The 23,670-nt window shown below is 60.8% G+C and carries 22 protein-coding genes; 20 read left to right on the top strand and 2 right to left on the bottom strand.

Going from position 1 to position 23,670, the window contains the following annotated elements:
• The first annotated feature begins 16 nt into the window (after positions 1-16).
• The 8 genes from ACQKEK_RS04285 to ACQKEK_RS04250 all read left to right on the top strand — a co-directional run bounded on the left by ACQKEK_RS04285 (position 17) and on the right by ACQKEK_RS04250 (position 9,225).
• Positions 17-1,276 carry a glycosyltransferase family 4 protein gene (locus ACQKEK_RS04285; RefSeq protein WP_499141182.1) on the top strand — a complete coding sequence of 420 codons (1,260 nt, stop codon included), beginning with the start codon at positions 17-19 and terminating at the stop codon, positions 1,274-1,276.
• Positions 1,221-2,540, top strand: coding sequence for a hypothetical protein (locus ACQKEK_RS04280; protein ID WP_499141180.1), 1,320 nt, complete (start codon positions 1,221-1,223; stop codon positions 2,538-2,540). The genes ACQKEK_RS04285 and ACQKEK_RS04280 overlap by 56 nt, the downstream gene beginning before the upstream one ends.
• Positions 2,537-3,874, top strand: a complete 1,338-nt coding sequence (locus ACQKEK_RS04275; protein ID WP_499141179.1) for a hypothetical protein — start codon at positions 2,537-2,539, stop codon at positions 3,872-3,874. Before ACQKEK_RS04280 ends, ACQKEK_RS04275 begins: the two co-directional genes overlap by 4 nt.
• A gap of 16 nt (positions 3,875-3,890) precedes the next feature.
• Positions 3,891-5,009, top strand: coding sequence for a glycosyltransferase family 4 protein (locus ACQKEK_RS04270; protein WP_499141178.1), 1,119 nt, complete (start codon positions 3,891-3,893; stop codon positions 5,007-5,009).
• Between the two features lie 153 nt (positions 5,010-5,162).
• Positions 5,163-6,380, top strand: a complete 1,218-nt coding sequence (locus ACQKEK_RS04265) for a glycosyltransferase family 4 protein (protein WP_499141177.1) — start codon at positions 5,163-5,165, stop codon at positions 6,378-6,380.
• Positions 6,381-6,764: 384 nt separating this feature from the next.
• On the top strand, positions 6,765-6,986 hold the full coding sequence (locus tag ACQKEK_RS04260; protein WP_128120544.1) for a hypothetical protein: 222 nt from the start codon (positions 6,765-6,767) through the stop codon (positions 6,984-6,986).
• Positions 6,987-7,110: 124 nt separating this feature from the next.
• Positions 7,111-8,109, top strand: coding sequence for a glycosyltransferase (locus tag ACQKEK_RS04255; RefSeq protein WP_499141175.1), 999 nt, complete (start codon positions 7,111-7,113; stop codon positions 8,107-8,109).
• Between the two features lie 45 nt (positions 8,110-8,154).
• Positions 8,155-9,225, top strand: a complete 1,071-nt coding sequence (locus ACQKEK_RS04250; RefSeq protein WP_499141174.1) for an acyltransferase family protein — start codon at positions 8,155-8,157, stop codon at positions 9,223-9,225.
• Positions 9,226-9,249: 24 nt separating this feature from the next.
• Here ACQKEK_RS04250 and ACQKEK_RS04245 read toward each other — a convergent pair whose 3' ends face one another.
• Together ACQKEK_RS04245 and ACQKEK_RS04240 are read right to left on the bottom strand one after the other, a co-directional pair.
• Positions 9,250-9,660: a response regulator gene (locus ACQKEK_RS04245; protein ID WP_499141173.1), complete on the bottom strand. Its 411-nt coding sequence runs from the start codon at positions 9,658-9,660 to the stop codon at positions 9,250-9,252.
• Positions 9,653-11,131, bottom strand: coding sequence for an ATPase domain-containing protein (locus tag ACQKEK_RS04240; RefSeq protein ID WP_499141172.1), 1,479 nt, complete (start codon positions 11,129-11,131; stop codon positions 9,653-9,655). The genes ACQKEK_RS04245 and ACQKEK_RS04240 overlap by 8 nt, the downstream gene beginning before the upstream one ends.
• A gap of 292 nt (positions 11,132-11,423) precedes the next feature.
• Here ACQKEK_RS04240 and ACQKEK_RS04235 point away from each other — a divergent pair, with 292 nt between their 5' ends.
• The 12 genes from ACQKEK_RS04235 to ACQKEK_RS04180 all read left to right on the top strand — a co-directional run bounded on the left by ACQKEK_RS04235 (position 11,424) and on the right by ACQKEK_RS04180 (position 23,664).
• Positions 11,424-13,028: a sensor domain-containing diguanylate cyclase gene (locus ACQKEK_RS04235; RefSeq protein ID WP_499141171.1), complete on the top strand. Its 1,605-nt coding sequence runs from the start codon at positions 11,424-11,426 to the stop codon at positions 13,026-13,028.
• Between the two features lie 122 nt (positions 13,029-13,150).
• Positions 13,151-14,473, top strand: a complete 1,323-nt coding sequence (gene rimO, locus ACQKEK_RS04230; RefSeq protein WP_499141169.1) for a 30S ribosomal protein S12 methylthiotransferase RimO — start codon at positions 13,151-13,153, stop codon at positions 14,471-14,473.
• A 392-nt stretch (positions 14,474-14,865) separates the two neighbouring features.
• Entirely contained in the window at positions 14,866-15,672 is an 807-nt protein-coding gene (locus tag ACQKEK_RS04225; RefSeq protein ID WP_499141168.1) for an outer membrane protein OmpK, read from the top strand.
• Between the two features lie 225 nt (positions 15,673-15,897).
• A complete protein-coding gene (locus ACQKEK_RS04220; protein ID WP_499141166.1) occupies positions 15,898-16,563 on the top strand; it encodes a TetR/AcrR family transcriptional regulator in 666 nt (221 codons plus the stop codon).
• A gap of 42 nt (positions 16,564-16,605) precedes the next feature.
• Positions 16,606-17,550 (top strand): LysR family transcriptional regulator, encoded by a 945-nt coding sequence (locus ACQKEK_RS04215; protein WP_499141165.1) that lies wholly within the window; start codon positions 16,606-16,608, stop codon positions 17,548-17,550.
• A gap of 379 nt (positions 17,551-17,929) precedes the next feature.
• A complete protein-coding gene (locus ACQKEK_RS04210) occupies positions 17,930-18,910 on the top strand; it encodes an isopenicillin N synthase family dioxygenase (RefSeq protein ID WP_499141164.1) in 981 nt (326 codons plus the stop codon).
• Positions 18,903-19,664 carry an alpha/beta fold hydrolase gene (locus tag ACQKEK_RS04205; RefSeq protein WP_499141163.1) on the top strand — a complete coding sequence of 254 codons (762 nt, stop codon included), beginning with the start codon at positions 18,903-18,905 and terminating at the stop codon, positions 19,662-19,664. Before ACQKEK_RS04210 ends, ACQKEK_RS04205 begins: the two co-directional genes overlap by 8 nt.
• Positions 19,665-19,704: 40 nt before the next feature.
• Positions 19,705-20,685 carry an ABC transporter substrate-binding protein gene (locus ACQKEK_RS04200; RefSeq protein WP_499141162.1) on the top strand — a complete coding sequence of 327 codons (981 nt, stop codon included), beginning with the start codon at positions 19,705-19,707 and terminating at the stop codon, positions 20,683-20,685.
• Between the two features lie 4 nt (positions 20,686-20,689).
• On the top strand, positions 20,690-21,490 hold the full coding sequence (locus ACQKEK_RS04195) for an ABC transporter ATP-binding protein (protein ID WP_128120532.1): 801 nt from the start codon (positions 20,690-20,692) through the stop codon (positions 21,488-21,490).
• Positions 21,480-22,253 (top strand): ABC transporter permease, encoded by a 774-nt coding sequence (locus ACQKEK_RS04190; protein ID WP_241509152.1) that lies wholly within the window; start codon positions 21,480-21,482, stop codon positions 22,251-22,253. The genes ACQKEK_RS04195 and ACQKEK_RS04190 overlap by 11 nt, the downstream gene beginning before the upstream one ends.
• 77 nt (positions 22,254-22,330) lie before the next feature.
• The gene (locus ACQKEK_RS04185; RefSeq protein WP_255959209.1) at positions 22,331-22,801 is read left to right on the top strand and encodes a nucleoside deaminase; all 471 of its coding nucleotides are present in this window, start codon (positions 22,331-22,333) and stop codon (positions 22,799-22,801) included.
• 125 nt (positions 22,802-22,926) lie between these two features.
• Positions 22,927-23,664, top strand: coding sequence for an SDR family oxidoreductase (locus ACQKEK_RS04180; protein ID WP_499141161.1), 738 nt, complete (start codon positions 22,927-22,929; stop codon positions 23,662-23,664).
• Positions 23,665-23,670 lie beyond the last annotated feature (6 nt).

Genomic DNA, 23,670 nt, shown 5'->3' with positions numbered 1-23,670 from the left:
CATCGAGGGGCACACCATGAAAGTTCTAGTTCTACACAGTTTGTATGCGCCCCATATCGGCGGCGGCGCTGAAATCGTCGTTCGCCAGATAGCCGAAGGACTCAAGCGTCGCGGCTGCGACACCGTCGTCCTGGCGACCGGACCAGAGGTCGGGCTGCACGAAGAAGAGCTCGACGGCGTGCGGATCTACCGAGCCGGGCTGAATAACTTCTATTGGCATTTCACCCAGTCCCGTCCCAGCCGACTGTTGCGGCTCGGTTGGCACTATCGAGACCGTTACAACCGAAGCATGCGGCGGCATGTGCGCCAGGTCATCGAGCATGAACGGCCCGACGTTGTGGTGTGTAACAACCTCACCGGGTGGTCGATATCGGCCTGGGATGAGATCAGCGCGGCCGGGCTGCCAATCGTTCAGGTGCTGCACGACCTTTATCTGCTATGCCCAAAGGACACCATGTTCGACAAGGGCCGCAGCTGCGAGCGCCAGTGCGGCATGTGTTCGGCCTTTCGGCGGCCGCATGCGGCCGCCTCGGCTCAAGTTGCAGCCGTGATCGGCGTGAGCCGCTTCGTCCTGGACAGAATCACCGCCGAGGGCTACTTCAGCCGGGCCAGCCAGCATGTCGTGCACAACAGCGTCGATTCCAGCCACAGCCATTCGGCCAACCCACGCCCACGTCACAGCGGCCTACTGCGCTTCGGTTACATCGGCACGCTGTCTGAAAACAAGGGGGTGGGCTGGCTGATCGAACAGTTCCAGGCGCTGTCCATCAACGCCACGCTGGAAATCGCCGGTCGCGGCAAGCTGGATTACGAAGCGAAACTCAACGAGCTGGCCGACCCTTCCAAAGTGAGGTTCGTCGGCTATCAGCCTTCAGAACGCTTCATGCAGGGGATCGATGTACTGGTCGTACCGTCAATCTGGGCTGAGCCTTTCGGGCTCGTCGCCGTAGAGGGCTGCGCACAACATCTGCCCATCATCGCAACGAATATGGGCGGTCTGCCGGAGATCATTCAGGACAACCTGAACGGACTGCTGTGCACACCAGCAGATCTCGACTCCCTCGGCAGGGCCATGCTCAAGCTCTACCTGGACAGCGGCCTGCGCCATCGATTGTCCAGCCAGGCACGCGATAGCGTCGCCGCCTTCTTAGATACGGAACGAATGCTCGATCAGTACCAGTCGATCCTGCATTCCACGCTGCACGGCCGGAGCGCCCAAGATGAACCCGAGTTTGCTGACCATTTCGCACCGCAGGTCGAGACCGCTGGCGATTGACAAACCCACCGTGCTCACGCTGATCGCGGCCTCGCTGCTGATCAGCGAAACCTTTGCCGGCGCACTTCGCTACTACCTGGATGTTGCCGGCGTGTCCGCCCTGCTCTACCTGCCAAAGCTGGCGTGCATCGCTGCGGTTGCACTGGAGTTACCCAGGGCGCAAAGCAAACCCGGCGTGTGGCTGGTGCTGTTTGCTGTGCTGGTCTCGAGCCTGTTCGCGCTGCTGCACGGCGCCACACTCGGCAATGTCGGCTTCAGTCTATTCATCTACATTCCGCTGCTGTTCGGCTTATTCTGCGGCGGCTACCTGGAACAGAGAACCCGCCTGCTCAGCTGGGTAATCGGCCTGTGCCTGGTCGCGTCCCTGCTCGGCATTGCGCTGGACATGTTCACCAGCGTGCCGTGGAAGGGCTATAGCTACATGATGGGCGACGTCGAGTTGACCGCTAACAAATCATGGGCCTTTGGCAGTACCGACCGTCTCGCCGGGTTCGCCAGGATGTCGACCAACTTGGCCGTGATGATCGCCTTGTACAGCCTGTTCCTGGCGGCGTTCCTGCAGTCGCGGCTGTTACGGATGGCGCTGTACCCGGTGGCCTTCGGCGCAATCTTTCTGACGACCAATAAGTCCACCGCGGCGGCTTACCTGCTGACCCTGATGATGTTGTTTCTGGCCGGCTATCGCCTGCCCAGCGCCACGGCGTTTTTCATAGCCGTGCTGACCGGAATGGCATTGCCGATCGCCAGCCTGCTATTGAACATTCCACAGAGCGAGGCCTATAGCGCCAGCCTGCTGGCGTCCTTCAACGACCGATTGATTCACAGCTGGCCGAATTTCATCGACGTCGTGACCAATGAAGGCTGGGGCTGGTGGGGAGCGGGTTTCGGTGCAGTAGGCAGCAGCGCGGCAGCCTTTCCATTGGCCTGGCTGGAGTTGCTGAGCATCGCCGACAACACAGCGCTGTACCTATGGGGAATGCTCGGCGTATTCGGTGTACTGCTGTATCTGCTGCTGTTTCCGTTGCTGCTGCGCCTGCATGACCGTGGCCCGCGCATTCGCGACGCGCTGCTAGGGATCGTTTTCTGCACCATCCTAATTGGCTGGGCAACCGACGTACTGGAAGTCACCACGGCGACCCTATTCCTCGGCATGGCCATCGCACATGCCCTGACGCCACGCGAGCGTCACCACCCGATTGCTGCGGTTTCAACGCGCTACGGCCTTGAACTCGACAAGCGAAAAACCAGGGACGACCGGTCATGAAATGTCGCCATCCATTGCACCGTTTGGCACTTGCCGCCGCTGTGACCGTCCTTGCCATGCAGGCACCGGCACAGCCAGCTGAGGCCCCGTTCATCCTAGGGGTCTGCTCGCATGACCTGCACCTGCGCGACAGCACCAGCAAGGGCGTGCAGCTGCTGAAACAAGCTGGCATCGAGTCCGTGCGCACCGATGCCCACTGGGCCTTCCTCGAGCGCAGGCGCGATCAGCTCAAGGTGGAACCGCACTGGCCTAAGTATCTTGCCGGCAACGAAGCGCAGGGGATCGACAGCCTGTTCATTCTTGGCTACGGCAATCGCTTTCACGGCGACGGCGAGAAGCCACGCAGCGAACCGGTACGCACCGCATTCAACCGCTACGTGGCGTTCACCGCCGAGCAGTTTCGCGGCCGCATCAAGCACTACGAGATCTGGAACGAATGGGACGTCGAGGACCCGGTCGATCCGCAGTTCACCGCGGACTACGCCCGGCTGATCACCGATGCCGCGGGCATCATCCGCCAGCATGACCCGGACGCCAAGGTACTGGCCGGTGCAGTGACGACGAAGGGCATCGAATCCGGTTTCGCGCTGCGCCTGATCGAAGCCGGAATCATGCAATCGGTCGATGGCCTCTCGTTGCACCCCTACGTTCATTGCCGTAGTCGCGGGGAGAACACACCGGAAGCCTGGATCGAATGGCTCGCCGGCGTCGACATGGAACTGTCCCGTGCCGCCAATCAGCCGGTGCCACTTTACCTGACGGAAATGGCCTGGCCTGCGCATCAGGGTGCCTGCGGCATCGACGAAACCCTACAGGCAGCCTATCTGGCTCGGAGCTTTTTCCTCGCCAGGACATTAGCCAACGTGCGCGGATACTGGTGGTACGACTTGCGCAACGACGGCACCGACAAGCGCGAACGGGAACACAACTTCGGCCTGCTCAGGCAGGACTATTCGCCAAAACCTGCGTACCGGGTGCTCGAAGCGATCAGTCCGATCATCAAGGATTACCAGTTCCTGGGGCGCGTCGAGGAATCCAGAAACAGCGTTCTGCTGCGCTTCGGCAACGACAAAGAACAGCTTCTGGTGGCCTGGAGTACTACAGACCAGCCCCGCCCCGTCACCATCACCTCGGCAGGCAAGTCAGCCAGCAACCTGAAACTGCTGGATACCGCTCAGCCCGACAAGGGATGGACCACCGCTATCGCCTGGCAATGTCCGAGCAACGCGGAGCACTGCGCCGCCCGCATCGAACTCAGCGCGTTTCCGAAAATCCTCAGCCTCGGGCCTGATGCGGTCGGATCCGAGCCCTTGCTACCCATCTCGACTCGTTGAACAGAAGGAACTCAAGATGATCGTGATCAATGCTCGCTTCCTGACTCAGGACATGCGGGGCGTACAGCGGTTCGCTGAACAGATTTCCCTGCAGTTGAAGGACCTGCGCGACGACTTGGTCTTCGTCGCACCCGAAGACATACGCCTGCACGAAAGCGCGGAGCAATTGCAAGTCCGGCGTATTGGTCGACACCGAGGGCATCTTTGGGAGCAGCTGGACCTCCCACTGTGGCTGGCACGCAACGGCTACCCCCCCCTGGTCTCGCTGTGCAACACCGCCCCTCTGTTCTATGGCAACCAGATCGCAACGCACCACGACATCACCTACATCAGGCACCCGGAAAGCTATTCCAGGACATTCAGAGCCATGTACCGAAACCTGACCCCTTTGCTGCTTGGCCGAACCAAGGCGTTGATCACCGTCAGCGATTTTTCCAAAAAGGAAATAGCCGGCCATTACGGTTATCCAGCAAGCAGCATCTGCGTGGTGCCAAACGCCGTGGATGGGCGTTTCCAACCGTTCTGTGCAGAGCAATGCCCACGCGAGGCGGCGCCTTACCTGCTGGCGGTGTCGTCACCCAGTGCACACAAGAATTTCGCCAGGATGGTGGCGGCATTTCTGAGCATGGACGGACAGAATGAAGTCGAGCTCCGCATCATTGGCGACTCGAACCGGATCTTCTCGGGCAGCCTTCACGATGTGCCAGGCAGTCGGCGCATTCGCATGCTGGGCAGGCTAACCGATGAGGAACTGGTCGAGGCCTATCAGGGTGCGACCGCCTTCGTGTTCCCTTCGCTCTATGAAGGGTTCGGCATTCCGCCGCTCGAAGCCCAGGCCTGCGGTTGCCCAGTCATCGCTGCGCGCGCCGCATCTATTCCGGAGGTTCTGGGCGACAGCGCACTGTACTTCGACCCCCTGAACGTCGAGGACATCGCACAGAGCATGCAGCGAATCCTCAACGACGCCGCCTTACGGCAGGACCTGCGGCGACGAGGCAAGGCTAACGTCGCGCGGTATTGCTGGAACACCTCGGCTCGTCAGGTTTCCAGGCTCATCGACCAAGCGTTCACTGGAGCACGCAATGCCAATGTTGCGGGCATCAATTCGTTGCCATTCAGCCAGCCAAAGCATTAGCCCGAGGCCCAGGTCCGCGACCTGACTGTCCCGACACACCACCCAGCCGGCGAGTACAGCATTAACGCCATCGGCTGCGACTGCGACTGCGATTTCCGTCACGGCAACTGAGGTGACGGCCGCCACTCCCCAACCTACAAAAAGGCCATCGCAATGAAAATCGCCATAATTCATGACTGGCTAGTGACCTACGCCGGTGCTGAGAGGGTACTTTCCGGATTGCTGGACGTCTGGCCGGAAGCCGACCTGTATTCCGTGATCGACTTTCTCTCTGACGAGGACCGCGCCAACCTCGGCGGCAAGCGCGCCACCACGACCTTCATTCAGCAACTGCCGAAGGCGAAGACGCACTACCAGAAGTATTTGCCGCTGATGCCACTGGCCATCGAGCAGCTGGACATGTCGGGTTATGACCTGGTGATTTCCAGCAGTCACGCCGTCGCCAAAGGCGTGTTGACCGGCCCCAACCAACTGCATATCAGCTATGTGCACTCGCCGATTCGCTATGCCTGGGATCTGCAACATCAATACCTGCACGAAGCGAGCCTGGACCATGGTTTCAAGGCCAAGCTGGCACGCATGCTGCTGCACTACATGCGCATGTGGGATCAGCGCACCGCCAGCGGTGTGGATGACTTCGTCGCCAACTCGCACTTCATTGGCCGGCGAATCAACAAGAGCTACCGACGCGAATCCACGGTGATCTACCCGCCGGTCGACACGCGCCAGTTCACGCTCCACGCGGAGAAGGAGGATTACTACCTGACCGCCTCGCGAATGGTGCCCTATAAGCGCATTCCGATGATCGTCGAGGCGTTTTCGCGGATGCCGGACAAGAAGCTGGTCGTGATCGGCAGCGGACCTGAGATGGAAAAGGCCAAGGAGCTCGCCACGTCGAACGTAACGCTGATGGGGTATCAGAGCTTCGCGGTGCTGCTGCACCACATGCAGCGCGCCCGCGCCTTCGTCTTTGCAGCGGAGGAAGACTTCGGCATAGCACCCATCGAAGCCCAGGCATGCGGCACGCCCGTTATCGCCTTTGGCAGAGGGGGTGTACTGGAAACCGTACGAGGAATCGACCACCCCGAGCCGACGGGCGTGTTCTATACCGAACAGACGCCGGAGTCACTGATAGCCGCTGTGGGGCAATTCGAGGCGCAAGCGCATCTGATCCTGCCTGAGACTTGCCGCACCAGCGCAGAGCGATTTTCAACCGAACGATTCAGGCAGGAGATTAAGGCGTTCGTTGATACTAAGGTTCGAGAGGTTTCGTTGCTTCAAGGGCAGGACGCGCTGTTGCATCGACCAACGGTAACCCCTCTGAGCGTGGCTCAGATTTACCCGACGGCTGTACCGATGAAGCACGCCTGACCGAGCCCTCATTCCCCATTGCGAGGCTTCAAGGATGAGCACAACCACCGCAACACAACGCATTCAGACCCTATCGGCTTTAAGCCTCGCGCTGCTGATCAGCGGGACGACAAACGCCAGCCACAAAGCCGGCTCAGCATACGATGAGCAGCACCTGCACGAGTATGAAAGTGCTGCGCAGGGCACGTCCCACTGTACGGCTGGAAAAAACATCTACAACCTCGGGCGAGGCCAGAGCGTTAGCCCATGCATCGGCGTAAACCACGCCGAAACACCATCTCCTGCCCCGATTCGCTTGGCGAAGCCGCTTTCCGGTAGCCAGTACATCCGCTCAGGCGAAAGCATTCGTTACTCGTTTTAACCCGCGACCTATTTGGAGACGCCATGGACAGTGCAGACCAAACCAAGCAAACGCTGGTGTATGCAGACGGGTATTCCTATACGGAAATTTTCCAGGCTCCGGCAATCGCCGGGATGCCCGGTAATAGCCCATTGATCACTATCTTCCACGCGTTCTTTACCGCAGAGGACGAGAGCCCTTGTTCCGCCGATCGATCGGCCAATGGAACGTATTCAGCCAGCAACGCATCCGGCAAGATCGGTTGATTCAGTTGTAGACCGCGCTCAACGAGTTCCCGCTATCGCTCCCACCGCATTGCCGCAAGGGCCTTGCCAGATGAGCCACGCTATCAAGGTAGCGGGCACCCTCAGGTTTCACGCCGAGACAACCATGACTTCGAAAACCACTGTGGTTACCGTGACCTACGGCGACCGGCTGCCCTATCTCCAGCAATTGATCGAACGGGCCCTGAGCTTTACCGCCATCAGCGATGTGGTGGTGGTAAGCAACGCGGCGCTGGCACCCCTCGATCAGTTGGCGGAGCGCTGGCCGGACCAGGTCCGCCTGATCGAGCTGACAGAAAACACCGGTTCGGCCAATGGCTACGCGGTGGGCATCCAGGCCGCCTTGGCTGCGGATGCCGATTACATTTGGATGATGGACGACGACAACGCACCCACGGCTGCCGCGGTGTCGATTCTGCACCACGAGCTTGCGCGCCTCACTGGCCTGCTCGGCAAGGATCGGGTCGCGGTGCTGGGCTATCGGGCAACGCAACAAGCCGACGTTGCGCAAGGCGTGCCCGCGCGGTACATCCGCCAGCCGCGCTCCAGTTACTTCGGTTTTCATATCGCCCAGCTGCCTTACAAACTCTGGCGTCGACTGCCCTGGGGCAAGCGGCCCAGTAGGCCACCCACGAGCATCAGCCTGCCATTCGCCCCCTACGGCGGCCTGCTCGCGCATCGCAGCCTGTATGAACGGATAGGTCTGCCGCTCAAGGAACTGGTCCTCTACGTTGACGATACCGAGTACACCCGGCGTATTACCGCCAGCGGTGGACGACTGTATCTCTTTACCGAAGCCGTGATCGAGGAGCTGGAGCAGTCCTGGAACATCAAGGAGCGCACCAGCAACATCTACGAAACCTTCCTGCTCGGTGAATCCGATTTCCGCGCCTACTACACCGCGCGCAATCAAGCATGGTTCGACAAAAACGTCTGGGCCGCTTCGCCCCGGCTCCATTGGCTCAACCGAGCGGTCTTTCTCACCCTGTTGCGCCTCTTTGCGCGCTTGCGTAACAGCCGGGAGCGCCTGGCGCTTCTCGAGCAGGCCATCCACGACGGCGAAAATGGTGCGTTAGGCATGAGCAAAGTCTTCCCACTGCGTTGACGTGGCCGCCTCAGGCGTTTCGGCGGACACGATTAGGAGACGTGGATGGATATCGCATCAATGCAACGCGACGAAAACAACTTTGACTTTCTACGCTTCTTCGCTGCATCCGCAGTGGTGCTTGGCCATTGTTATTGGCTATCGGGACTGGGCGCTGTCGAACCGGTGCGGCTGTTCACAGGTTCCATGGATACGGCCGACATAGCGGTGAATCTATTCTTCGTCATGAGCGGTTTTCTGATTGCCGCATCTTGGATTCACAGCCGCAGCAGCCTGGACTTCGCCGGCAAACGAGCGCTGCGAATATTTCCGGCGCTGGCGGTATCGACGCTGTTCACGGCTTTCATCGTCGGCCCGCTGGCCACCGAACTGTCGCTGAGCGAGTACCTGCTCAATAGCCAGACCGTCCGCTATCTCACGAATGTGGCGCTGTTCACCCAGTTCCACCTGCCTGGCGTGTTCACCGAAAACCCATTCCCCGAGACGGTCAATGGATCAGTCTGGACGCTGCCTTATGAAGTGCTGATGTACACGATGTTGTTGCTGCTGGGGCTGCTCAAACTGCTCGGACGAATCGCCGTACTGGCTGTGCCGATCGCGCTTATGTTCATCCATTTCCACTTGGCGCCTAACCTTGGACTGGAGAGCGACATGCTGCGCAAGGTGACTCGCCTGGGCATGTTTTTCTTTCTCGGATCAGCGCTCTATCTGTATCGCAAGATCCTGCCCTGGAACTGGAAGATCGCGGTAGTGCTGCTAACGCTTTCGCTGATCAGCGCGAGGACCGAGTGGTGGTTCCTCGTTCATGTGCTGACATTGCCCTACCTGACCATTTACCTGGCCCACCTGAGAATTCCGCGACTGTCACGCTTCGGCCGATACGGTGACTTTTCGTACGGCATCTACATTTTCAGTTTCCCAGTGCAGCAGCTGTTGATGCATTGGCTGGACCCGCACCTCTCGTTACCGGCTTTCATGGCGATCAGCCTGGCAGCGAGCATCGCCATCGCTGCATTGTCCTGGCATCTGATCGAATCGCCAGCGTTGCGCCTCAAGCGCTTCCTGCCAAGCAATCGCCCAGGTATCAGCGGTGCGGGCCTAACCCCGGCGCCCTGAGCGCAGCAGCCGGCCGGCCGGCCATTAGGGAGTCGGCTCTGAACGCTTGCCGCCAGTCTCGATGAGATGGCGAATGGTAGTCACCAGCTTCTCAAGCCCGGTGCCCTTGGGCAGAAAATGATCGACAAGATCGTCGACCGGCAACTGCTGAGGCAATGCAGCACTCATCATCAGAATCGGCACGTCTTCGAATGCCGGGTTCTTGCGTATCGTGCAAATCATTTCGTAGCCATTGAGCTCGGGCATCATGTAATCGGTGATGATCAGCGCCGGCTTTTCCTGCTCAAGCTTGACCAAGCCCTGCGCGCCATTTGCCGCTTCGACGACTCGGTAGCCCTCGTCCTCGAGAATCATCACCATCAGCTTGCTGAGGCCGAGCTCATCCTCGACCAGCAACACGAGCGGGTCGAGCTTTTGCGGCTGCTCGTCACGCATCCCGCCCTCCCGTTACGGTCTGACGGTGGGGCTGCCCCGTCACGACCCCCTCGGTACGCTCCATCCTCCCTCCGAGCTTGAACCCTCCCTCGCCCAGATAGAACTCGTATACGTAGGGATCGAAGCCGCTTTCGCGCATCTTCAAAATGGCCAGCGTACGGTAGAGCCTCGACTCGAGTTCCGCGTACCGCAGCAGGATGATGTTCTCCGCGATTGCCGAGACCGCCGCGAACTGCAGCCCATGTTCGCCACCGACGATCTCGGCCAGCTCAGCAGTGAACACTGTCGTAACACCCTCGCAGCGGAGGATAGCGGTGAGGGTGCTGACAAAACGGCCCAGCCGCTGCTCGTTCACCGCCGCCTGCTTGAATGCGTCAATGCCGTCGATGAACAGCCGTTTGACGCCCCGGCGGCGAACCGCCTCGATGATTTCTTCGGCGAGCTGATCTTGTAACAGCTCCGTCGGGGAGTGATGGACCACCTCCACCACGCCGCTGTCGATCATCGCGCCTAGCTCAAGCCCGAGCGCTTTCGCACGACGTCGGAGTCTGTGCGCGTCCTCGTAGAAGCCGAAAATGAGCCCGGGCTCGGCTTCACTGCTATCGCAGATGAAGCTCAATCCCAAGGTGGTCTTGCCCACCCCTGTCGGGCCTACCAGCAGGGTTGTCGAGGAAAAAGGAATGCCGCCCTGAATGATGTCGTCGAGCCCGGCGACGCCCGTGCTCAAGCGTTCGTCGCGCATGTTTGCCGACTGTAGATCGCCAGTGACCGCCTCGAGCCGTGGAAACACGCGAAAACCGTCGCTGGTGATCGAACTCATGTGCCGACCGGAGATGAAGTCACTGCCGCGGAACTTGCGCACCTGAACATAGCGGTAGGTGCGGAACTGATCCTCGTCGCTCCCCAGGTGCAACCAACCATCAACCATGGTGAACTCAGGGCTACCGGAGTCGCGCTTGCTGTTGGTCAGCAACAGAATGGTGCACCCAACCACGTCAGCGTAGATCGACAAGTCGTTGATGAACTCACGGAACGCTCGCTCCGAGGCGGCGTTTTCTTCCAGCGCGAACAGGCCGTCAATCACGATCAGCGAAGCCTGCTGGCGCTTGCCGTTGCGCGTGAGGTAGCGAAGGATGCCTTCCAACCCGTCGGTACGCAGAATATCGAAAGCACTTTCATAGACCACCGAAGTGCCGGCGAATTGGTTGTCCATGAATCGCATATTCTGCAAATGACGAAGCAGACGATGATGGGTTTCAGCCAACAAGGTCACGTACAGAGAGCGCTCGCCACGAGCCGCCCAGCTGTAACAGATCTGATTGGCAAGAATGGTCTTTCCTTCGCCCGGTCCACCCTGAACGATATAGACCGCCCGGGGTAGCAGCCCTCCTTTGAGAACAGCGTCCAACCCTGGTACGCCGGTCGGAACATGAGTCGGCGCGGTTGGCGAGTAGGTAGAGTTGTCGGTCACAGCAGCTTTCCGTTTCGATCAGTGAGCGCATGGTAGCAAAGGGGATCCGGACCTAATGACTCGCCGGTGCACATTGGTCACCTGCCGCGCCCGGTTGTTCATGTTTTGTCCACGGCAACGAGGGGACGCAGTCAATAATCTGCTTTGCCTGCTTGATGACCGTGTTAGGGTCTCGCGAGTTACCCCTTGAGCCAGGGGCAGTCAGCCCTATTGTCGACTGATTGCCGTCATTGCTGCAGGCAAACACAATCTCTACATCGCGCCGTTACCGAGACTGATTACAACTGGAATTATGCAAACCGCTCGCCTACCTCGCTTGGACTTGCGCCGACTGATCATCCTGTTGGCAATGCTGAGTGGCTTGATCACGCTCGGTATCGGCTTCTACGCCAGCTATAAGGTCCAGCGTGACTCGCTGATCGGCAGCACGCTGGCTGCCAACCGCGCATATGCGGCAAAACTGGCAGACGGGACAGAATTGTTCTTTCACTCTGCCCAGCAGCAATTGGCCGTCAGCGCTGAGAATATTGCTGCCCAGTTTTCTGACAACGATGTACTGAACGAGGAAGCCAGACGGCTGCGGCGACAGACAGACAGCTTCAATGCCATCGTCATTACCAGCGCACAGGGCGAAGTGCTGGCGACCGCTCCGAATACCGGCCTATTGGTTGGGCAAAAGCTGAACTCACCGGGTGCTCTCCGAGCCTTGGCTAAACGCGAGCCGCTGATCAGCAGCCCGTACACTTCGGCACTAGGTACGTTGGTAATCCTTATTTCGCATCCTATCGTCGCCAGTGACGGTACCTACCTCGGCTATATAGGCGGGGTGATTTCTCTGCGCGAGCGCAACATCCTCCATAGCATGTTGGGCGAGCACTTCTATCAGGACGGCTCCTACCTCTATGCCGTCGACCAGTCACGAAGGCTCCTCTATCACCCGCAGCCGAAACGCCTGGGTACAGTAGTGGCCGAGAACGAAGTCATCGACAGGGTGCTGCAAGGGGAGTCCGGCAGCCTTCGAGTGATCAACAGTCAAGGCGTGGATATGCTGGCTGGCTATGCGGCCTCCCCGGCAGCAGGCTGGGGCATCGTGGCCCAGCGACCAACCGCCGACACACTGCAGCCGCTCGATGATCTGATGCTCAAAGTCATCCGTCAGACGGCACCGCTCGCTCTGCTGACGCTGCTTTGCATCTGGGGACTGGCGACGTTGATAACGCGACCGCTTTCTCAGCTGGCCCAGCGCGCAAGCGAAATGGATGCCCCCAACAGCGCTGAGCGCATTCAGCGTATCCGCTCCTGGTATTTCGAAGCGGCGCAACTCAAGCGCGCCATGCAATTGGGCATCAGCCTGCTGCATCAGCGCATCGGCAAGCTCAACCTGGACGCTCAAACCGATCCGCTGACCGGGCTGCACAACCGTCGCGGCCTCACACTGGCCCTCGAGATGCTCGCCAGCGAGGGCCGGTCTTTTGCGGTCATAGCGCTGGATATCGACCATTTCAAGCGCATCAACGACACTCACGGCCATGACGTGGGCGATACCGTCATCCGCCAGATGGCTGGACTGATGACGACCTGCTCACGGGACGCTGACATTCTCTGTCGCAGCGGCGGCGAAGAGTTCTTGATGCTGCTGCCCAACACCACCCTCGATTCGGCGTTGCTGGTAGCCGAGCGTCTGCGCACCAGCGTCGAGCTGGAGCAAATCCCCGTGGTCGGCAACATCACCGTTTCGCTGGGAATCGCAGTCTGGCCCATGCACGCCAGCAACATCGAACGCGTCCTGAAGCTGGCCGATGCCGCGCTGTACCGCGCCAAGCAAAACGGCCGAAATCGCTCGGAAATCGCTGAGCCCGATCAGTATTCACCGGAAGATTCCAAACCGGACGCCTGATCCTCGGCTCGCTCCTGATGGCATTCAGGCCTCGGCCGGGCGACGGCAGACATGGCTAAAAAATACTCAGCTTTGTATACTCGCGCGCCTTTTTCAGCTGCGGTTTTCGAGGTTCAAAGTCGATGAGCAAAACGCCAACAGTCGGGTTCGTCAGCCTGGGTTGCCCCAAGGCAACGGTCGACTCTGAACGCATCCTCACCCAGCTGCGCATGGAGGGTTACCAGATTGTGGCGTCCTACGAGGACGCCGACGTCGTGGTGGTCAACACCTGCGGCTTCATTGACAGCGCCAAGGCCGAGTCCCTGGATGCCATCGGTGAAGCCATCGCCGAGAACGGCAAGGTGATCGTCACTGGCTGCATGGGCGTTGCTGAAGACAATATCCGTAGCGTGCACCCCAGCGTTCTGGCCGTAACCGGCCCACAGCAGTACGAGCAGGTGGTCAACGCCGTACACCAAGTGGTGCCGCCAAACATTGATCACGATCCCTTCGTCGATCTGGTGCCGCCGCAGGGCATCAAGCTGACCCCGCGTCACTATGCCTATCTGAAGATTTCTGAAGGCTGCAACCACACCTGCAGCTTCTGCATCATCCCCTCCATGCGCGGCAAGCTGGTCAGCCGGCCGGTGGGCGACGTGCTCAGCGAGGCCGAGCGCTTGGTCAAAGCAGGCGTGAAGGAGATTCTGGTGATCTCCCAGGACACCAGCGCCTATGGTGTGGACGTCAAGTACAAAACCGACTTCTGGAATGGCCAGCCGGTCAAGACGCGCATGCTCGAGCTGTGCCAGGCGCTGTCGAGCATGGGCGTGTGGGTGCGACTGCACTACGTGTATCCCTACCCGAACGTCGACGATGTGATCCCGCTGATGGCTGCGGGCAAGATCCTGCCGTACCTGGACATCCCCTTCCAGCACGCCAGTCCGAAGGTGCTCAAGGCCATGAAGCGCCCGGCCTTCGAAGACAAGACCCTGGCCCGGATCAAGAAGTGGCGGGAAATCTGCCCGGAGCTGACCATCCGCTCCACCTTCATCGTCGGCTTTCCCGGCGAGACCGAAGAGGACTTCCAGTACCTGCTCGACTGGCTGACCGAAGCCCAGCTCGACCGTGTTGGCTGCTTCCAGTACTCGCCGGTCGAGGGTGCACCTGCTGAAGCCATGGACCTTGAAGCCGTACCGGACGACGTCAAGCAGGACCGCTGGGACCGCTTCATGGCCCACCAACAGGCCATCAGCGCGGCGCGCCTGGAACGCAAGATTGGCCAGGAGCTGGATGTGCTCATCGACGAAGTGGACGAAGACGGCGCCATCGGTCGCTCGTGGGCCGATGCTCCCGAGATTGACGGCATGGTCTATGTCGACAGCGAGCGTCCTCTTCAGGCTGGCGAAAAGGTCCGCGTCCGGGTGACCAACGCCGACGAATACGACCTCTGGGCCGAAGTGATCTGATCATTACCGCCCGAAACGTGAAGCCCCGTACCCGCGGGGCTTTTTTGTGTTCAGCAACTCGCCACCGTCCCGGCACTTCTAGATGGCCCTAACGACACGTTCAACATGGCAGCTCGTTACGGAATGCCAGCTCGCCCGAGCCGGGCGGATGGCGAAAGGCTTGCATCGAGATGGAGCATTGTCCGTTCGGTCAGGTTCTTTCTGGGGCAGGACCATACGCGGAGAGCAGACGATGCCGGAATCGCCGCCGACCGATAATCGCAACTGATTGAAAAATAACAACTAAGCAGAACATACGGTGATCCCATAGCATTTGGCTCAAGACTTGCTATGTCAGATTCATCTGACCGTTCGGCCAAGAAAAAGCACACATAACGCAACAGGAGCGCTACATGAAATCCATACTGACCACTGCCGCACTCGCAAGCAGCATGATGCTCGCTGGCCAGGCAATCGCCGCACCGATGCTCTGGCAAAATAACAGCCTGACCTATCTGTACGGGAACGATTTCAAGGTCGACCCCGATACTCAGCACACCCTGACCTTCGAACATGCCAGTGGCTGGACCTATGGCGACGTGTTCCTGTTCGTCGACTACAAGTGGAATGAAAGCCAGGACGACAGCGAGGCCGCACGCACCTACTACGGCGAGTTCAGCCCGCGTCTGTCGCTCGGCAAGACCACCGGAATGGATTTCTCGTACGGCCCGATCAAGGATGTGCTGGTGGCCTTCACCTACGAGCGCGGCGAGAACGAAGTGCAGAACTACCTGCTCGGCCCCGCCGTTGATCTGGCAGTCCCGGGCTTCGACCGTCTGGCCATCAACACCTATTACCGCAAGCCTGACGGCATTCGTAACAAGGCCTCCGGCCAGTGGCAGATTACCCCGACCTGGGCCATCACCATTCCCGTCGGCAATTCGGACATTCTCATCGATGGCTATATCGACTGGGTGGTCAATGACGCCGGCAATGAAGGCTCGGACGACTTCCAATCGAAGAACCTGCACATCAACCCGCAGGTTAAATACGACCTCGGCAAGGCCGTGTATCAGAAGGCCGGTCAGCTCTATGTCGGTATCGAATATGACTACTGGTCGAACAAGTACGGCATCAAAGATGGCGGCTTCGTCAGCGAAAACTTTGTCGGCCCGACCGACCAGAGCGCCTGGAACGCCATCGTGAAGGTGCATTTCTAATATGCACAGCCGCTCGTTCCACGGGCGGCATGCCGTCTTGAACGGTCTTGTTCACCAGCAGCGGCGCCCAAACGGTGCCGCCGTTGTGCTCTCCCGATCCCCGCTTCAGTTCGGCGTGGGTGCACGACCCGTCCGTAGGTCTGTAGCCACCTTCTCCATAGCCCGCGTAGGCTAGCATTCGATAGCGCATCGGGCCTGATGCCGCCGACACAGGGAAAGGACCTTATGACTACTTTCGACGCTTTGCTGCCGCAGACGCCTACCGACGGTAAACCCACCGGACGGATTCGTCAGAAGAACGAGGAGCTGATCCTTTCAGCCGCAGCCGAAGAATTCGCCCGCCACGGCTACAAGGGCACCAGCATGAACGCGATTGCGCTTCGCGCCGGACTGCCAAAGGCCAACCTGCATTACTACTTCACCAACAAGCTCGGCCTCTACGTCGAAGTGATGCGCCATATCCTCGAGCTCTGGGATAACGCGTTCGACCATCTGACCGTGGAAGACGACCCAGCCGTTGCGCTGGCGGACTACATCCGCACCAAGATGGAGTTCTCTCGCAAGCAGCCACAGGCCTCGAAGATCTTTGCCATGGAAGTCATCAGCGGTTGCGAATGCCTGTCCGCACACTTCAACGAGGATTATCGCGAGTGGTTTCGAGGCCGCGCCGCCGTGCTGCAGGGCTGGAGCGATGCCGGCAAGATGGACCCGATCGACCCTATGCATCTGATCTTCCTGATCTGGAGCAGCACTCAGCACTACGCCGATTTCTCCGACCAGATACGGCGCATCACTGGCCAGCGCCGCATCACCAAGGACGATTTCGAACGTGGCACCGAGACGCTGATCAGGGTGATTCTCAAAGGCTGTGGCCTGACGCCGCCGCGCTGATCCCAGCGCCATTCCGCCGCCCACCCCGAGCCTTCAATCTGTATGTCCCGTCGTCTGCGCATTCATTCCCCCGCGATCCATTACTTCGACATGGTGCGACGCTGTCAGTCGATCCGGGAAGCCGCGCGCCGGCTCAACGTGGCCTCCTCTGCCGTAAACCGGCAGATCTTGAAACTCGAGGCCGAGATAGGTTCACCGCTGTTCGAGCGCCTGCCGGCTGGGCTGCGTCTGACCGCTGCAGGTGAGGTATTCGCTCGCCACGTGCTCGTGGTCTTGCAGGACGCTGCGCGGGCCAGCTCCGAGCTGGACGCATTGCAGGGGCTGCGCACCGGCCATGTGGAGATTGCAACGGTCTCGGGCGTCACGGTCGACTTGCTGCCTTCGGTGCTCGAAAACATGACTGCGCGCTATCCGCACATTACCGTGGGAGTGACCAGCTTGGGCTCGCAAGCCATTCCCGAGGCGGTTACCAGCGGACAGGCTGATATCGGGATCGCCTTTGCGCTGCGGCGAACCGCTGATTTGCAGCAGCTGGGCGTCGGCCACTTTCGCCTCGGCGCCATCGTGTCTGCCGATCATCCGTTGGCGGGACGCCGCGAAGTGAGCTTTTCAACCTGCGCCGAACACCGCCTGATCCTGGCAAAAAGCGACCTCTCGATTCATCACCTGCTCGCCCCGGTATTGGCGCGCACCCGCTCGCCGCAGAAAGCGGCGCTGGAAACGAGCTCGGTGGAGCTTGCAGCGCAAATGGCCAAACGTGGCGCTGGCATCGCGTTCCAGACGCGCATCGGCATCGAAGCGGAACTGTTCACCGGCACGCTTGTGCACTTGCCACTAAACGACAATGGTCAGGTGCTCAGTGATCTCGGTGTGTACGTGCGCAGCTCGCGCTACCTCCCGGTGGCGGTGGACGCGTTCGTTCGCGCGCTCTGCGAGGAAATCACCCGCCGCGAACAATACGAGCGCGCCGAGACCGAGCGCACCTGACCCCCTCTTCACCTCCGTGCATCGTCCTATCCCCCTCCTCGCCTTATCGCTCTGCAAACTCAGACTTCGGTCGCCCGCGCGCTCTGTACTCAACGCGCCAACCCTGGCATGTGAAATTTTTTAACCTCATTGGAAAGCACCCTGAGTGCGCCATTCCGGGGCGCAGCGCCTCGCCAAGCATGACGCAGAGTGGCCCAACCCAACGCCGGCGCAGGGTGCCGTAAGCCCCGTATTAGAGCGCTTACCGCCCTCAAAAGAGGCAGTAACAACCGATGCCGAAACGGCATCGGGATGCTCGATATTCTCTGCTTTTGCGTACAGCTGACGCACCGGATACTGCGCCACAACGGGTCCCCGCCCACCGTCGCAGGTGTCATTCATGAGCTACCCATTCAGTCCAGACCCGGCCCAAGCGTGCTACCTGCCGCTGATCGACCTGACCGGATTGCTCAGCAGCGATTCACAGCAACGCAATGCCGTCGCCGGGCAGATCGGACAGGCCTGCCGTGAGTGGGGATTCTTCTACATTTACAAGCATGGCATCGATGCGAGGTTACAAGCGGCCGTGTTCGAGCAGACGCGGCAGTTATTCGACCTGCCTGACGAGGCCAAACGAGCGCTCGACAAAGCCACGTCACCAGCCAACCGCGGCTATGAAGCCCTACGCGGCCAGTGCCTGGAACCTGGCGCGCCGGCTGACTTGAAGGAAGGCTTCTACCTTGGCCGCGACCTTCCGGCAGACGATCCGCGTGTGCAAGCCGGGCGCTTCAATCACGGGCCGAACCAGTGGCCAGCGTCGCTGCCCGGTTTCCGCCCCGCCATGGAGCGTTATCACACCGCCATGACCGATCTCGCCGAGCGGCTGATGGCAGGCCTGGCGCTATCGCTCGAGTTGCCGGAGACCTACTTCGCCGGCTTCTGTCATCAAGCCATGGCTACCCTGCGCCTGCTGCACTATCCACCGCAGCCCGCAATGGCAGCGCCTGGCGAGAAGGGGTGCGGTGCGCACACCGACTTCGGCGGCTTGACGTTATTACTGCAGGACGAGAACCCCGGCCTGCAGGTCTGGAATCACCACGCTCAGGACTGGGTGGACGCACCGCCCTTGCCCGGCACCTACGTGGTCAATCTCGGCGACATGATTGCCCGCTGGACCAACGACCGTTACCGCTCGACCTTGCATCGCGTGGTGAATCTGTCCGGGCATGAGCGCTACAGCGTGCCCTTCTTCTACGGCGGCAATCCTGACCACCTGGTGAGCTGCATTCCGACCTGCCTCGAATCTGGCGAAGCGCCGCGTTATCCCAGCGTCACCGTTGAAGCGCATTACCGCGAAATGTACCGGAGGACCTATGCCTGATCGCCACGTAGTGCTGATTCACGGTGCCTGGGCCGGCAGCTGGGTATGGGACGACATACTCGAAGGTCTGCGTGCCGCTGGTTACATGCCACATGCCGTTGACCTGCCCGGCAATGGCAGCGACGACACATCACCAGCAGCAGTGAGCCTCGACCTGTATGCAGCGCACGTTGCCAGTCTGATCGATACGCTCGACGGCCCCGTGCAGCTGGTCGCCCACTCAGGCGGCGGATTGACGGCTACCGCCGTCGCCGAGCAGCGTGCCGAGCGTATCGCCGGCGTCGCCTATGTCGCCGGCATGATGCTCCCCAGCGGCCTGCCGTTCGCCGAAGCCTGTGCGGAACTGGTAAGCACGGCGCCGGAAGTCTCCGGTGTCGGCCCTTTCCTGCAGCGCAGCGCCGACGGCTTGGGCACACGCGTCCCGGCCGAGATCGCCTGCGCCCTGTTCTTTCATGACGTACCCCTGCCGCGGGCACTGGCCGCTGCTCAGCGCCTGGGCGCACAACCCGATGGCGGACGCTCTGTGGCCGCTCGCTGGACGCCCGAACGCTTCGGCCGTCTGCCGCGCCTGTATATCGAATGCAGTGCCGACCGCTCGGTGGTGCCTGCGGTGCAAAGCTGGATGCAGGAGCTGGTGCCGGGCGCCGAGCGCGTCACGCTCGATTGCGGCCATGCACCCCAACTTTCCAAGCCCGACGCATTGCTCGCTTGCCTGCTGCCGTTCTTTTCGCGCCATGCCAACCCCGTTTTCTGATCGACACCCTCTCGTGACGCCTATCAAGGAGCGACGCCCCATGTTCAAGAAAACCCTGATCGCCAGTTCGCTGCTGGCCCTGTTCTCCCAAGCCGCGATGGCGGCCGATACCGTGCGCTGGTTGAATGACTGGCTACCCGCTGGCGACAAGGCGGTGATCTATCTCGGTGTCGACAAGGGCCTGTTCGCCGAGCAAGACATCGAAGTGGAAATCGCCAGCGCTCGCGGCGGCAGCGATGTGGTCACCAAGCTGGCAACCGCCAGCGCTGACTTTGGCAGCGCCGGGCTGGCCTCGGTGCTGCAGGCGAGAGCGCAAGGGCCTGTACCGGTGGTCGCCGTGGCGCCGATCTACAACAAACAACCGGACGCCTTCTTCACCGCAGAGGGCTCGGGCATCGATCAGTTCAAGGACATCGCCGGCAAAACCGTCGCGACTCCGACCTTCTCCGCCTCGAATGTGGTGTTTCCGCTGGTCCTGGAAGCCAACGGCATCGCTCGCGATGGGGTGAAGCTGCTCAAGCTGGACCCTGGCGCGCTGGCGCCCATGCTGGCCACCGGCAAGGTCGACGCGACCATCAACTGGGTCACCGTCGCGCCCGGTTTTGCCCGTTCGATGCAGGAAGCCGGGAAACAGCTCAAGGTCATCCCGTGGTCGGACTACGGCTTCGATGGCTACGGCCTGTCGCTGATCGCCTCGGAGCGCTTCCTGAAGGATCAGCCAGAGGTTGCGAAGAAATTCATCAAGGCCTACCGCCAAGCGCAGGAGATGGCCATCGCCGACCCGGCTGCAGCGGCCGCCGCGCTGAAGAAAATGGTCCCGGAGATCGACGAGCAGCAGGCCGTGGAACAGTTCGAGGCATCGGTCCCGCTGATGCAGAACGAGATCAGTGAAGCCGAGGGCACTGCGAAGTTCGATGCCAAGCGCCTGGAGACCACCTGGCAATGGGTCGCCCGCGCACAGAACCTGCCGAGCGACAGCCTCGACCCGGCTCAGGTCATTGCCAACGGCTTCGTCGAGTAAGGCCATGAACCAGACCGAAACCCGCTCGGCCGTGCGGCCGAGCATCGTCTTCGAGCAGGTCCGACAGGTATTCACCTCCTCGGACGGCAGCGAAGTAGTCGCCCTCGATGACACCAGCTTCGCCATCGATCGCCACGAGTTCATCGCGGTGATCGGCCCTTCGGGCTGCGGCAAGTCGACGTTGCTGCGCATCCTCGCCGGCCTCATTCGCCCCACTAGCGGCCAGGTGAGCATCTACGGCAAGAAACTCGATGGCCCGCGTGACGAGATCGGCATCGTCTTCCAGAAGCCGACGCTGCTGCCCTGGCTGACGATTCGCGACAACCTGACCTTTCCAATGAAGCACAAATACGGCCGGGTCACGCAGCAAGAACGTGAGCGCGGCGAGGAACTGCTTGATCTGGTCGGCCTGAAGGAATTCGGCGGGAAGCGTCCGGACGAACTTTCCGGCGGTATGCAGCAACGCGCCGGAATCGCCCGCGCGCTGCTACACGACCCTGAAATCCTGCTGATGGACGAGCCTTTCTCGGCGCTCGATGCTCTGACGCGCGACGAGCTCAGTCTGGAACTGCTGAATATCTGGACCCAGCGTCCGAAGACGGTGTTGTTCATCACCCATTCGATCCCCGAAGCCTTGCTACTGGCTGACCGCATCCTGGTGATGTCAGCGCGCCCGGGCCGGATAACCGAAATCATCGACGTCGACCTGCCACGGCCACGGTCGCTGGATACCCTTACCGAGCCCCGCTTCAACGAGCTCGCCAACCATATTCGTCGCAAGGTGTTCAGTCGCCATGGCCTTTGATCGCGCATTAGGCGAGCGCTTCGCCCCCGGGCTGGCGCTGCTCGGCCTGTTACTGCTGTGGGAAGCGGCCTGCTGGGCGTTCCGCCTGCCAGCGTTCGTCCTGCCCTCCCCGAGCGCTATCCTCAGCGCCACCTGGAAACTCGACCCGACGATCTGGGCCGAGCACATTTTCGCGACCTTGCGCGTGACCTTGCTTGGCTACGGGCTCTCGATTCTGATCGGCATTCCGCTGGCCATCGCGCTGGCGTCCTCAAGGCTATTGTCGCGCACGCTCTATCCGCTTCTGGTGATCGTGCAGTCGACGCCAATCGTCGCGGTCGCGCCAATTATCGTGGTGGTGATGGGCGCCGGGGACATGCCGCGGGTGTTCATCACCTTTTTGATCGCGTTTTTCCCGATCGTCGTGTCCACCGTAACCGGGCTGCTTGCGACCCCACCGGAGCTGATCGAGCTGTCCCGTTCTTTGGGCGCCTCGCGGACGCGGGAGTTTCGCAACATCCGCCTGCCCTTCGCCATTCCGCACCTGTTCTCGGCGCTACGGATCTCCATCACCCTGGCCGTGATCGGAGCTGTGGTGGCTGAGTTCGTCGCGGCGGACAAAGGCCTCGGTTACTTCATCAACTTCTCGACCTCGATGTTCCAGGTCCCGCAAGCGTTCGCCGCCTTGATGATGCTGGTGATCATCAGCCTGGGCCTGTTCCAACTGGTCGGCCTGGTGCAGCGCCTGTGCTTCGCCTGGAGCCTGCCGAAGAACGAACACTGAACACATCCAAACAGGCAGGTGCGGCGCAATACCCTGCTGCGCCCGCCTTCACGAACCCATCTATCTGGGACATGGATATGCCTCTAGACGACGCCGCTTTACTACGCAAAAGCTTCGACGTGGCCCGCCGCGCCCTGGCCGAAGGAACACACCCTTTCGGCGCCATCCTGGTCGGCCCCGATGGTGAAACCCTACTGGAACAGGGCAATGCCTACATGCCGGATCACGACATGACCGGCCATGCCGAGCGGGTTCTGATGACCCGCGCCTCGACCCGCTACACACCGGAATTCCTCTCCCGCTGCACCATGTACACCTCCGCCGAGCCCTGCGCCATGTGCGCCGGCGCCGCGTACTGGGTGGGACTTGGTCGAGTGGTATATGGCCTTTCCGAGCGCAGCTTGAAAACCATCACCGGCAATCATCCGGAAAACCCGACGCTGGACCTGCCCTGCCGTGTGGTGTTCGAAGCCGGACAGCGCAAGGTCGAGGTGATTGGCCCGTTGCTCGAAGACGAAGCGGCCGCCCTGCACGAGGGCATATGGTGATTCGCACCCTGCCAGAATCAGGCAAGCCCGCGGCAGGATCGACATAACGCCAGGTAGCAACCCCCGCCTAGCATTCATTCCACGGCGCATGAGCGCCGAATGATGGCTAAGCGGAGAACCTGAACATGTCGAACGTCAACGGAAAAATTGTACTCATCACTGGCGCCAGCAGCGGTATCGGCGAAGCGACGGCACGGCTGCTGGCCGCCAGAGGCGCCACGGTCGTACTGGGTGCACGGCGCCTCGATAGGCTGGAAACGCTCGTCGCCAGCATCACCGATACAGGCGGCGTTGCGGCCTGCCGTGCGTTGGACGTCACCAGCCGTGAGGATACTCAGGCCTTCGTCGATTTCGCCGAACAGCGCTTTGGTCGGGTCGACGTGATCATCAACAACGCCGGGGTAATGCCCTTGTCGCGCCTCGATGCCCTGAAGGTCGACGAATGGGACCGGATGATCGACGTGAACATCCGTGGCGTGCTGCACGGCATCGCAGCCGGGCTGCCACTGATGCAGCGCCAGCGCTCCGGCCAGTTCATCAACATCGCCTCCATCGGCGCTTACGCCGTCAGCCCCACCGCCGCCGTTTACTGCGCCACGAAATACGCGGTTCGCGCCATTTCCGAAGGGCTGCGCCAGGAGGTCGGCGGCGACATCCGAGTCACCCTGGTGTCGCCCGGCGTCACCGAGTCGGAACTGGCCGAGAGCATTTCCGATGAGGGCGCGCGGGCTGCCATGAATGACTTCCGCCGTATTGCCATCCCCGCCGAAGCCATCGCCCGCGCCATCACCTATGCCGTCGAGCAGCCGGCCGATGTTGATGTCAGCGAGCTGGTGGTTCGCCCGACCGCCAGCCCCTACTGAGGACGC

The organism is Pseudomonas sp. NPDC077408 (assembly GCF_050269105.1).
GTDB lineage: Bacteria > Pseudomonadota > Gammaproteobacteria > Pseudomonadales > Pseudomonadaceae > Stutzerimonas.
The sequence above is the reverse complement of the archived record's forward strand: the minus strand, read 5'-3'. Positions and strand labels throughout refer to the sequence as shown.